This is a genomic window from Rufibacter sp. JT20002 (genome assembly GCF_056491185.1).
The window spans coordinates 103,679-115,464 of record NZ_JBSZJY010000005.1 but is presented as its reverse complement, the minus strand read 5'-3'; the positions used below and the strand labels follow the sequence as shown (position 1 = coordinate 115,464).

8 protein-coding genes are annotated in these 11,786 nt (G+C 53.8%); all 8 read left to right on the top strand.

The window, feature by feature from the left end; genetic code table 11:
• Positions 1 to 28 precede the first annotated feature (28 nt).
• Positions 29 to 1,678: a hypothetical protein gene (locus ACW9SV_RS19980; protein WP_479558540.1), complete on the top strand. Its 1,650-nt coding sequence runs from the start codon at positions 29 to 31 to the stop codon at positions 1,676 to 1,678.
• Between the two features lie 164 nt (positions 1,679 to 1,842).
• Positions 1,843 to 3,132, top strand: a complete 1,290-nt coding sequence (locus ACW9SV_RS19975) for a DUF4861 domain-containing protein (protein WP_479558539.1) — start codon at positions 1,843 to 1,845, stop codon at positions 3,130 to 3,132.
• Positions 3,133 to 3,340: 208 nt separating this feature from the next.
• Positions 3,341 to 4,669 carry a pectate lyase family protein gene (locus ACW9SV_RS19970; RefSeq protein WP_479558538.1) on the top strand — a complete coding sequence of 443 codons (1,329 nt, stop codon included), beginning with the start codon at positions 3,341 to 3,343 and terminating at the stop codon, positions 4,667 to 4,669.
• A 7-nt stretch (positions 4,670 to 4,676) separates the two neighbouring features.
• Entirely contained in the window at positions 4,677 to 5,627 is a 951-nt protein-coding gene (locus ACW9SV_RS19965; protein ID WP_479558537.1) for a pectinesterase family protein, read from the top strand.
• Positions 5,628 to 5,694: 67 nt separating this feature from the next.
• The gene (locus ACW9SV_RS19960; RefSeq protein WP_479558536.1) at positions 5,695 to 6,927 is read left to right on the top strand and encodes a glycoside hydrolase family 88/105 protein; all 1,233 of its coding nucleotides are present in this window, start codon (positions 5,695 to 5,697) and stop codon (positions 6,925 to 6,927) included.
• 8 nt (positions 6,928 to 6,935) lie between these two features.
• Complete coding sequence (locus tag ACW9SV_RS19955) at positions 6,936 to 7,913, top strand: pectinesterase family protein (protein ID WP_479558535.1); 978 nt, start codon at positions 6,936 to 6,938, stop codon at positions 7,911 to 7,913.
• A 381-nt stretch (positions 7,914 to 8,294) separates the two neighbouring features.
• Positions 8,295 to 9,866, top strand: a complete 1,572-nt coding sequence (locus tag ACW9SV_RS19950) for a glycoside hydrolase family 43 protein (RefSeq protein WP_479558802.1) — start codon at positions 8,295 to 8,297, stop codon at positions 9,864 to 9,866.
• Between the two features lie 108 nt (positions 9,867 to 9,974).
• Positions 9,975 to 11,732 (top strand): glycoside hydrolase family 28 protein, encoded by a 1,758-nt coding sequence (locus ACW9SV_RS19945; protein ID WP_479558534.1) that lies wholly within the window; start codon positions 9,975 to 9,977, stop codon positions 11,730 to 11,732.
• The last annotated feature ends 54 nt before the right edge of the window (positions 11,733 to 11,786 follow it).

The following is an 11,786-nucleotide window of genomic DNA, read 5'->3' as shown; positions in this document are numbered from 1 at the left end:
TTCAAAATCATAAAAAGACATGAAAAACATGCGCTCAAAGCTTTTCAAATTACTGTATCCGGCGTTTGCTCTGATGGTAGTAGGGTTCGTTTCCTGTAAAGACGAGGAAGAGGATCTGGCCCCCATGCGGATGTTCCAGCCCGGCGGGGAGATTGCCGCTGCTAGCGGGGAGACCACGGTGAAACTTACTTGGAAAACCCCGGCCAACACCCCCGCGGGATCAGTAACCTATACCGTGGAAGTGGCCAAAGATACCCTCTTTCAAACGCCTGTGATTTTAACGGCGCAGACAGATACCACCGCCATCACCTTCACCGATCAGCAACTGGAAATAAAGCAGGACTACTTTGCCCGGGTAAAAACCAATGCCCGGGAGAATTCGGCCGGAGAATCAAAGTGGTTGGTGGGATCTCGTTTCAGGATAAGAGGGGAGCAAATCTTCAACGCTCCTTTGGCCTCTGAAATAAAAGACAAAACAGCTATTTTGAGATGGCGCCCCACCGCAGGGGTAACCAGGATAGTGCTGACCCCAGCCACCGGAACCCCGGTTGAAATCACCTTGACTCCAGAAAACGTGGCGGCAAACTCCATTACCCTTTCTAACCTAAAGGCCAGCACCTTGTACACCGCAGAAATCTTTGCCGGGACCATGAGCAAGGGGATCACCAACTTTGCCACTAAAGAGCCCAGCATCTTCACCTTGACCATCACGCCAGCGGATGATCTGTTAGCTACGGTAGCCAGCGCCGCTAACGGCGAAGTCATAGGCTTAGAGCCTGGGGTGTACAATGCGCAGGGCGGAAACATTTTGGTAACTGGTAAAACCATCACCCTTCAGTCAACCTCGGGCAACCCGTCCAATACCCGGGTCAATTTCAAAGAAGTGGTGCTGGAAGGAACCGGGGCCGGCGTTAAGCTGAAAGGAATTGAATTTGACGGAACCGCCGCCAACGCTGCCTACTTCCTGAACCTGGTAGGCTCTACTACAAAAAACGACGCAGCTGCAACTTTCACAGACATTCTGGTAGAAGACTGCATTGTGCGCAACATGGCGAACTGCTTTATCAGGGCTGACAGAGGAGCCAATGCCGCTGACCACAAAATTACTTCCATTGCGGTGAAGAACACCATTGCCGGCCTGACTTCCCTTGGAACCACGTATGTGTTCTTCACCTTGCCTAAGCTGCAATTTGAAACACTAACACTGGAGAATTCTACCTTCTATGGCTTCGGGCGGACCTTTATGGCGGCCGGGACCGAGGTTCCTGTCAAGCCTACCATCCTGATCACCAACTGCACCATCGGCAACTTTGGAGGTGGGGGCGCAAACAGAAACTACCTGTTGTTTGACGGCAATACTAATCCGGTGAACTTTACGCTGCAGAACAGCATCATCGGTAACGCGCCGTTAACCGGGCAGTTGATCGGGAATGCTGCTTTCCGGGCAAATGGAGCCGGTTCTTCTATTGTGATCAGGAACAACAACATGTTCAATCTCACCAACGGAGCAACACCAGCGCTAGACCTAACCTTCCCGGCTAACGCTACTCCAACGGCGAACAAAACCATTGTGCTCTCTAACTGGACGGCTAACACGTTTGAAGTTCCCGCCGATTCTGAATTGAAGACCGCCAGCACCACCGGTGGTCCGATAGGAGATCCTAGATGGGTGAAATAAGAAACAGAACAGGTGGGATCTTGGAACTCCTTGGTCTCACTTGTTCCGTTTTAAGCCCATTTTCATAAAACCACCCGCAAACCCTTTTATCCTGGGTTTCTGTCCACATTCTGCTTTTTTGTAGCTTATCAGCAGTCTTACGCATCCTTCTTACCCCCTTAACTATGATCAAAAAGTATCTTACCTGGAAAAACGGAGCTGTAGGTTTGGCGCTCCTTTTTAACCTAGCCTGCTCCTCCAGCCAAAGAGTGGCTTCCTCTGAATTCTCGCAATCGTTCACGGTACAGGTTTCTAATCCATTAAACCGGGAGCGGGAAAGTGTGCTGGTGGTGATTAAAGAAGAGGACCTGCCTAAAAAAGGCGCGGGTTTTAACAGGAATGCGTTCATAGTGACAGATGGCTCCACCGAAATCCCCAGTCAGTACAACGGCAAAGATGCCCATAACAAAGGAATCGCTTTGGTGCTGGACCAAATGGGTGCCGGTGAAACTAGAAAACTGACGGTGAGCTACAACCCGGAGGGAACGAACCTACGCACCTATCCCAAACGCACCCAAGCCGAATTGTCTAAGAAAGTAGGCGGCCGTTGGGAAAACCGGAAATACATTGGCGGCGATTTCCAGAACATAGACTCACTGCGCGTACCCAGCGAACTGACTGACCATTCCTACTACCTCCGTTACGAAGGCCCGGGTTGGGAATCAGACAAAGTGGGTTACCGCTTTTACCTGGACTGGCGCAACGCCGTGGATGTGTTCGGGAAGAAAACCCCGGAGATGGTGCTGCAGAAAGCGGGCCTGGACGGGTATGATTCCTACCACAACCAACAGCCCTGGGGCATGGACGTTTTGAAAGTAGGCAAGGCGCTGGGCGTAGGAACACTAGCCATGTATGACAACGGCAAAGCCGTCCGTGTGGAGAAAACCGACAGCACTTACAGCAAGATCACCCAGAACGGTCCGGTGTACTCTTCCATCCTCACCGATTATTACGGCTGGCTGGTGGCGGGGCACAAACTGAATGTGCATTCGCAACTGAGCATCCACGGCGGCACCAGGATGACGCACCATCAATTAAGGTTGGAAGGCGGAAACCCGCAGAACATTGCTACTGGTCTCATCAAAGACAAATCCGCCCCGTTGGTGAGCGATAAAGGCGAAGCCGGAAAGCGCTACGGCTACATGTTCACTTATGGCAAGCAAACCCTGAACACCCCGCCAGACAATATCGGGATTGCGGTGCTGTTCAATCCGCAGGATTTCATCACCTTTTCAGATGATCCTTTGAGCCACGTGGTACAGCTGAAACCATCCAACGGACAGGCCAACTATTACTTCCTGGCGGCCTGGGAACTGGAACCCAACGGCATCAAAACCGAAGAGCAGTTCCGCCAATACATCACGAGAACCGCCGAAGAACTGGCTCATCCGGTGAAGGTGAAAGTGTCTAAGTAGACCTGCTTTTGGCTCTGTTTCTGAAAACAAGCCTGAAAAAAGAATAAAAGCTTAGGGATTTAAGAACAAACATCTAAAGCAAATCTGGACGGAACGCGGGGAAGATAGAAGTAATAAGAAGTACATGAAAAACAGAAATAACATAGTGAAAGGTACCTGTCTTGGCTTAGTATTCCAGGCCGTCCTCTTATCAGGATGCGCGCAGAAAATGACATCCGTACCTGCAGCACAGGCTGAAAATCATTCCGCTGCAGGTTCATCCCTGGATGAGTCCGCTCAAGTTTTGGCGTTCCCTGGGGCTGAAGGATTTGGCAAGTTTACCACGGGCGGACGCGGCGGCCAGGTGCTGATTGTTTCAAACCTAAATGACTCTGGTCCGGGCAGTTTGCGCGAGGCCATCCGCAAGAAAGGGCCTCGTACTATTGTATTTGCGGTATCGGGGAACATTGAACTGCAGTCTTCGCTGGACATCAACAACGGTGATCTGACTATTGCCGGCCAATCCGCCCCGGGCGAAGGAATTACCCTGAAAAACTACCAGGTCAGCATCAAAGCCGATAACGTGATCGTACGCTACCTGCGGTTCAGGCTAGGGGATGAGAAAGCTCAGCAAGCCGATGCGTTTGGTGCCAACAGCCGGGCCAGCAACATCATCATAGACCATTGCTCTATGAGCTGGGCCACCGATGAGTGCGCCTCTTTTTACCGGAACAAGAACTTTACGCTGCAGTGGAGCATCATCGCGGAAGCCCTGAACCACTCGGTGCACGAGAAGGGAAACCACGGCTACGGCGGCATCTGGGGCGGCGAGGGCGCTTCTTTCCACCATAACCTCATTTCCAGCAACAATAGCCGCAACCCACGTTTCTCCGGTTCCAAGACCACACCCAACTCCCCGGAGGAACTGGTGGATTTCACCAATAACGTGATTTACAACTGGGGCGAGAACAGCATCTACGGGGGCGAGAAAGGCCGCTACAATCTGGTGAACAATTACTTTAAAGCCGGACCCGCTACGCCTTCCTCCAAGAAAGACCGCATCGTGAATCCGTCGCAGCCTTACGGCAAGTTCTACGTGAACGGAAACCACGTGGAAGGCTTTCCGCAGATCTCCAAAGACAATTGGGCCGGCGGCGTGCAAGCAGACCACCCAGACTCTACCAAAGCTTCAACACCTTTTCAGGCCCTCAACATCTCAGTGCAACCCGCGCAGGCGGCTTATGAGGCGGTGCTCGCCAATGCCGGCGCCAGCTTCAAACGCGATGCCGTGGATACTCGCATCGTGGCTGATGTACGCAGCGGAAAATCTGCCAGCGGTAAAAACAAAAACGGTATCATTGACTCGCAGAAAGACGTGGGCGGTTTCCCGCAACTGAAATCAGCCGTCACGCCCGAGGACAAAGACCAGGACGGCATGCCCGATGCCTGGGAGCGCACCCAGAAACTGGACAGCAGCAACGCCGCCGATGCCGTGACGCACACCCTCAACAAGCAATACACCAACCTGGAAGTGTACTTAAACAGCCTCGTTAAATAGTTTTGTTATGAAAAAGTGGTTCGGTATTCTCCTGATGTGCGTTTTAGCGGTGTTTTCCGTGAAGGCGCAGCAAAAGCGGATTGTGGTGGCCCAGGACGGCAGCGGCGATCACACCACCATCCAGGGGGCCTTGGATGCCATTCCGGCGTTCCCCAATGACCGCATCGAGATTCACATCAAGAACGGCACTTACCGCGAGAAACTGGTGGTCTCTTCCTGGAAAACCCGCATTTCATTCATCGGCGAGGACCGCGACAAAACCATCATCGTCTGGAACGATTACTCGGGCAAAGGCAAGATCAATACGTTCACTTCCTACACCGTTTTGGTGCAGGGAAACGAATTCCAGGCCGAAAACCTGACCTTCCAGAACGATGCCGGTCCGGTAGGGCAGGCGGTGGCGCTGCACGTGGAGGCCGACCGCTGCGTGTTCAAAAACTGCCGCATTCTAGGCGACCAAGACACCCTGTACGCCGGGGTAGACAACAGCCGCCAATACTACGTGAACTGCTATATTGAAGGCACCACCGATTTCATCTTCGGGCCGGCCACGGCGGTTTTTGAGAACTGCACCATCCACTGCAAAAAAAACTCCTACATCACCGCCGCCTCCACGCCGCAGAACCAGCCCTACGGCTTCGTGTTCCTGAACTGCAAAATTACCACTGCTTCCCCTGAAGCCACCAAAGTGTACCTGGGCCGACCCTGGCGTCCGTATGCCCAGACTGTGTTCCTCAATTCAGAACTGGGAACGCACATTCTGCCCGAGGGGTGGCACAACTGGAACAAACCCGATGCCGAGAAAACCGCCCTGTACGCCGAGTACAGATCCACCGGTCCAGGAGCGGCTACTGAGAAACGTGTAGCCTGGTCTAAGCAACTTTCCAGAAAAGAAGCCAAAAAATATAAGCCCGAACTGGTCCTGGCCGGGGATGACAAATGGAACCCCACGAAATGAGTTTTCGCCTCGTTTTCCTAAAATCTGCCTTAAAAACACCTCCTACACGCTTAAGCCTGCATCACCAATGAAACTTGCCCAATACGCCCTCATCGCTTTGTCCGCCTTGACCATGGCCTGCCGGTCCGGCGAGACTGCCTCGTCCAGCGCCGTGCCCGCTGCTTCTCCCAGCGGCAAACCTTACTCCGTTTGGATGGCTGATTCTGAGATGAAGCGGAGTCCGCAGGGCTGGATGATCGATTTCCGGCCGGAGCCGAAGTGGGACTACACGCAGGGGCTTTTTGCGAGCGCGCTGGAGCGGGTCTGGAAGCGCACCGGCGATCAGAAGTACTTCACTTACATCAAGGCCTTCGCTGATACCATGATCACCGATAACGGCCAGATTAAAACCTATAAGAAAACCGACTACAACATTGACCGCGTGAACCCTGGTAAGTTCCTGATCGCATTGTACAAGGAAACTGGTCAGCAGAAATACAAAATCGCCATTGACGAACTGCGAGATCAGATGCGAACGCACCCCAGAACCTCTGAGGGCGGTTTCTGGCACAAAAAGATTTACCCGCACCAAATGTGGCTGGACGGGCTTTACATGGCCACGCCGTTTCTGGCTCAATACGCCACCGAATTCAACGAACCGGCTCTGTACGATGACGTGGCGAAGCAGATTATCCTGATTGACAAACACACCTGGGACGAAAAGAAAGGCTTGTTCTACCACGCCTGGGACGAGAAACGCGAGCAGAAATGGGCCGATCCGGTGACCGGTTTGTCACCGAACGTATGGGGCCGCGCCATGGGCTGGTTGTCGATGGCTTTGGTGGACGCGCTGGATTACCTGCCGCAGAACCATCCGCAGCGCGGCGAGGTGTTGCGCGTGACCAAAAAGATGGCGCAGGCCATTGCTCAGTACCAGGACCCTAAAACCGGTCTGTGGTGGCAAGTGGTAGACCAGGGCGGCCGCGAAGGAAACTACCGCGAGGCCTCGGTGTCCAGCATGTTCACGTACTTTCTGGTGAAGGCCACCAAAAAAGGCTACATTGATCAGAAGTACATGGAGGATGCCCGCCAAGGCTATAACGGTCTGTTGGAGAACCTGATCAAAAAGAACGAAGACGGCACCATCAGCATCACCGAGGTGTGCGCCGTGGCCGGTCTGGGCGGAACCCCGTACCGGGACGGAACCTACGAATATTACATCAACGAGCAGAAACGCGACAATGATCCCAAAGCCGTGTCGCCGTTCATCATGGCCTCGCTGGAGTTTGAAGAAATGGGCAAAGCCTCTGCCCTTAAATAGACATTCGCATGAACCTGAGAAAACCTTTTCTGTTGCTCGTTTTCCTGTGCTGCGCCCTTGTTACGCATGCACAGAAGTATGACTTTGTGGTAGCCAAAGACGGCAGCGGCACCTTCAAGACGGTGCAGGAAGCCATCAACGCCGTGCCCGATTTCCGGAAGAACGTCACCACCATTTACATTAAGAACGGCATCTACAAAGAGAAACTGACGTTGCCCAGCACCAAAATTGCGGTGCGCATGATTGGTGAGGACGTGAAGAAAACCATCCTCACCTTTGACGATTACGCCTCCAAGAAAAACCGCTTTGGCGAGGAGATGGGCACCACTGGTTCCACCAGCTTCTTTGTGTATGGCGATGATTTCACCGCCGAGAACATCACCTTTGAAAACTCCTCGGGGCCGGTGGGGCAGGCCGTGGCCGTACGCGTGGACGGCGACAAAGTCATGTTCCAGAACTGCCGCTTTCTGGGTTTTCAGGACACGCTCTATCCACACGGCGAGAAAAGTCGCCAGTACTACAAGAACTGCTACATTGAGGGCACCACAGACTTTATCTTCGGGTGGTCCACAGCCGTGTTTGAGAACTGCGAGATTTTCTCCAAAAAAGGCGGAAACTTCGTGACGGCGGCTTCTACGCTGGAAGGCGCTCCGTACGGTTTCGTGTTCCTGAACTGCCGCCTCACCGGCGATGCCCCGGAGAAGTCCTACTACCTGGGTCGTCCTTGGAGACCGTTCGCCAAGACCGTGTTCATTAATTCGTATTTAGGCAAGCACATCAAGCCAGAAGGTTGGCACAACTGGAGCAAACCCGAGGCCGAGAAACAGGTGCTCTACGCTGAGTACAACTCCACCGGCCCGGGCGCTAATAAAGCTGATCGCCTGCAATGGTCCAAGCAACTAACGGAGCAGGAGGCGCAGCAGTACACCCTAAAAAACATTTTCGGTGACTGGACTCCCGGGCAACTGATCACCGCTAATAAATAGGTGAGGAAGCACCTGCATACTGAGGCAGGGATGAAGGCGATTTTGAAGGGTACTTAGGTGCAAACGATTGTATAAACGTTTTGGGACTTTTCTGAAGAAATCGGCCCTAGAACGGATTAGACTAGTCAACTTTCATCCTCAGTAAAATAAGCGGTAAAAGCGATGGCCTGTTCAGATGTCTTGGAAGTAACCTGAATTGGAACCAAGTGTGTCACGCTTTTAAGAAATTAGTCAAGCTGTACCTTGCGGTACTTAAAACGTAAGCAGATGTCCCCTAAAAAACAGCTAGCCCTCAGTTTACTTATCCTGTTGGGCGCTTGCCAGAGCGAAAAGACGCGTACCTCCTTATCGGTTTCCAACACCAGTGCCTCGGGTGGCAGCATGGCGGCTCCGGCCGGTTATGTCTCCAAGGTGTGGGTCTCAGACAAAGGCGACGGCACCTTCCAGAACCCGGTCCTGGACGCTGACTACTCTGACCCCGATGTGGTGCGCGTGGGCGATGACTACTACATGACCTCGTCCAGCTTCAGCTCCATTCCCGGGCTGCAGATCCTGCATTCCAAGGACCTGGTGAACTGGCAGATCATTGGGTACGCCATTGACCGTTTGCCGCCGTACCAGCACTTCGCCAAGCCGCAGCACGGAAACGGCGTGTGGGCCCCGTCCATCCGGCACCACAAAGGCGAGTTCTACATCTACTGGGGGGACCCTGATTTCGGGATTTACATGGTGAAAACAAGGAACCCGGCTGGCCGCTGGGAGGCTCCTGTGTTGGTGATGGAAGGAAAAGGCCTGATCGATTCCTGCCCGCTGTGGGACGAGAACGGCAATGCTTACCTGGTGCATGGCTGGGCGGGGAGCCGGGCGGGCGTGAAGAGCATGCTCACCGTAAACCGCATGAACCCCGAGGGAACCAAGGTACTGGACGAGGGCGTGATGGTCTTCGATGGACATGATGCGCACCCCACCGTGGAAGGCCCTAAGTTCTACAAGCGTAACGGCTACTACTACATTATGGCGCCGGCCGGCGGCGTGGCCACGGGCTGGCAACTGGTGCTTCGGTCCAGGAACGTGTACGGCCCCTACGAGGAGAAAATAGTCATGGACCAGGGCAAGACGCCCATCAACGGTCCGCACCAGGGCGCCTGGGTAGACACCAAGAACGGCGAGGATTGGTTCTTCCATTTCCAGGACAAGGAAGCGTACGGCCGCGTGGTGCACCTGCAGCCTATGAAGTGGGTGAATGACTGGCCCGTAATAGGCGAGGACCCGGACGGCGACGGCAAAGGCCAGCCCGTCTTGACCTACAAAAAACCGAACGTGGGCAAAACCTACCCCATCGTGACACCCGCGGAATCGGACGAGTTTGACAGTCACCTGCTGGGCTTGCAGTGGCAGTGGCACGCCAACCCCAAGGCCACCTGGGCTTTCGCCTCGAACAAAGGCCACCTGCGCCTCTTCACCGACCAAATGCCCGAAGGCGGCAAGAACCTCTGGGACGTTCCCAACCTGCTGCTCCAGAAATTTCCCGCGGAGAACTTCACCGTAACCACCAAACTAAAATTTACACCCAACCCCAAGCTGCAGAACGAACGCACCGGCCTGGTGGTGATGGGCATGGATTACGGCTACGTATCGGTGGTGAACAAGAAGGAAGGGATGTACCTGACCTACAATACCGCCCTCAAAGCCGACAAAGGCTCCCCTGAAAAAGAGCAGATCCTGGGGAAACTGACTGGAAACGAGGTGCAGTTCCGGGTGCAGGTGAGCAAGGGCGCAAAATGCCAGTTCAGCTACTCAGAGGACGGCCAGAACTTCAAAAACGCAGGCACGCCGTTCACCGCCGTTCCCGGCAAATGGATAGGTGCAAAGGTGGGGCTGTTCGCCATCCGCGATGACAAAACCAACGACTCCGGCTACGCCGATTACGATTGGTTCAGAGTGACCAAGTAGGAGAGAGGGACTGTTTTAGGGCTGTTTTCCTTAAAACAAGCAGAAAACAAAATACAGCAAGCTCCTTTGGGGAGCCATCAACAGAAGTTCAAGAGTAAACATACCATCATGAAGAATGTAGCAAAGAGCAGGTTTTTATTGGCCTTAGGGCTGGCGAGCGCGTTTCAGTTCTCCTGCCAACGTCAATCTTCCGCTCCGGCGGCCAGTGCCACCGCAGCCCCCACCGAGACTACTGCCGGCCGTAATTTCTCCAGCACCAGTGTAGCCGCTACCATTTACGAGGGCATTGAGTTTGACATGCCCAAAGTCAAAGAAACCAAGTTCCCCAACTACAGCGTGAGCATCACCAAGTACGGTGCCGTAGGCGATGGTATCACCAAAAACACCTCAGCCTTTGAGCAGGCCATTGCTGATGTAGCGGCCAAAGGAGGTGGGCACGTGATCATCCCACGTGGGCTGTGGCTGACCGGGCCCATTGTGCTGAAAAGCAACATTGACCTGCACGCCGAGGCCGGTTCCATGGTCATCTTCAGCCGTGATTTCAATGACTATCCGTTGATCAAAACCAGCTTCGAGGGGCTGGATACGTACCGTTGTCAGTCGCCTATCTCGGGCATGAACTTGGAAAACGTGGCCATCACCGGCGAGGGTACGTTTGACGGAAACGGCGATGCCTGGCGTCCGGTGAAGAAAAGCAAGATGACCGATGCGCAGTGGAAGACCCTCACCAAAACGGGCGTGCTGAGCGAAGACGGAAAAACCTGGTACCCCACCGAGAAGTCGAAGAAAGCCGATGCCAAAGACAACTTCAACGTGCCCAACTTCAAAACCAAGGAAGAGTTTGAGGCCGTGAAAGACTACCTGCGCCCCGTATTACTGAGTTTGGTGAACTGCAAAACCGTGCTGCTGGACGGCCCCACCTTCCAGAACTCGCCGGCCTGGAATCTGCACCCGCTCATGTGTCAGGACATCATCCTGCGGAACCTGAACGTGCGTAACCCTTGGTACTCGCAGAACGGCGATGGCCTGGATCTGGAGTCCTGCAAAAACGCGCTGGTCTACAACAACACCTTTGACGTAGGCGATGACGCCATCTGCGTGAAATCAGGGAAAGACGAGGATGGTCGCAGAAGAGGCGTGCCTACCGAGAATGTGATTGTGAAGAACAATGTGGTGTACCACGGCCACGGTGGGTTTGTGGTGGGCAGTGAGATGAGCGGCGGCGTGAGAAACGTGCACGTGTCTAACTGTACCTTCATGGGCACCGACATCGGGTTGCGCTTTAAGAGCACCCGCGGCCGTGGTGGCGTGGTGGAGAACATCTGGATCTCCAACATTGACATGATCAACATTCCTACTCAGGCTATCAGCTTCAACCTGTTCTACGGCGGCAACTCGCCGGTGCTGGAGGAAGACCAAAAAGCTGGCACAGAAGCCCGCGTGGACAAACTGGTGCCGGTGACCGAAGAAACCCCGTCGTTCAAAAACATCTGGATGCGCAACATCACCGTCTCGGGGGCCGATGAAGCCGTGGCCTTGCAAGGTCTGCCTGAGATGAACCTCAAGAACGTGAACATTGAGAACGCTTACCTGAAAGCCAGAAGAGGGATCACCGCAGTGGATGCTACTGGAATTGCCCTGAAGAACGTGAAAGTAGTCACCGAGAAAGGTCCGGCCCTGACCATCTACAACAGCAAAGACATCAACGTTCAGGGACTCACCTTTAACCAGACAGATGAACCAGCGGTGAAAGTCCTGGGTCCCTTGACCAAAAACGTGAAGCTGAACAACAAAGACTTCACCAGCGTCGCTACCCAAATCTCCAAAGGCAAAGACCTGGGGAAAGCGGCCGTTTCCATGCAATAATCCATTATGAAAAGGGCATGTGCAAGCGTGCCTTTTTTCATGCCCTTTTCTTAA

Coding starts and splice junctions, on each gene's coding strand:
- ACW9SV_RS19965 (WP_479558537.1), top strand. CDS start 4,677: ATGAAAAAGTGGTTCGGTATTCTCCTGATGTGCGTTTTAGCGGTGTTT.
- ACW9SV_RS19960 (WP_479558536.1), top strand. CDS start 5,695: ATGAAACTTGCCCAATACGCCCTCATCGCTTTGTCCGCCTTGACCATG.
- ACW9SV_RS19970 (WP_479558538.1), top strand. CDS start 3,341: ATGACATCCGTACCTGCAGCACAGGCTGAAAATCATTCCGCTGCAGGT.
- ACW9SV_RS19955 (WP_479558535.1), top strand. CDS start 6,936: ATGAACCTGAGAAAACCTTTTCTGTTGCTCGTTTTCCTGTGCTGCGCC.
- ACW9SV_RS19980 (WP_479558540.1), top strand. CDS start 29: ATGCGCTCAAAGCTTTTCAAATTACTGTATCCGGCGTTTGCTCTGATG.
- ACW9SV_RS19945 (WP_479558534.1), top strand. CDS start 9,975: ATGAAGAATGTAGCAAAGAGCAGGTTTTTATTGGCCTTAGGGCTGGCG.
- ACW9SV_RS19950 (WP_479558802.1), top strand. CDS start 8,295: ATGGCGGCTCCGGCCGGTTATGTCTCCAAGGTGTGGGTCTCAGACAAA.
- ACW9SV_RS19975 (WP_479558539.1), top strand. CDS start 1,843: ATGATCAAAAAGTATCTTACCTGGAAAAACGGAGCTGTAGGTTTGGCG.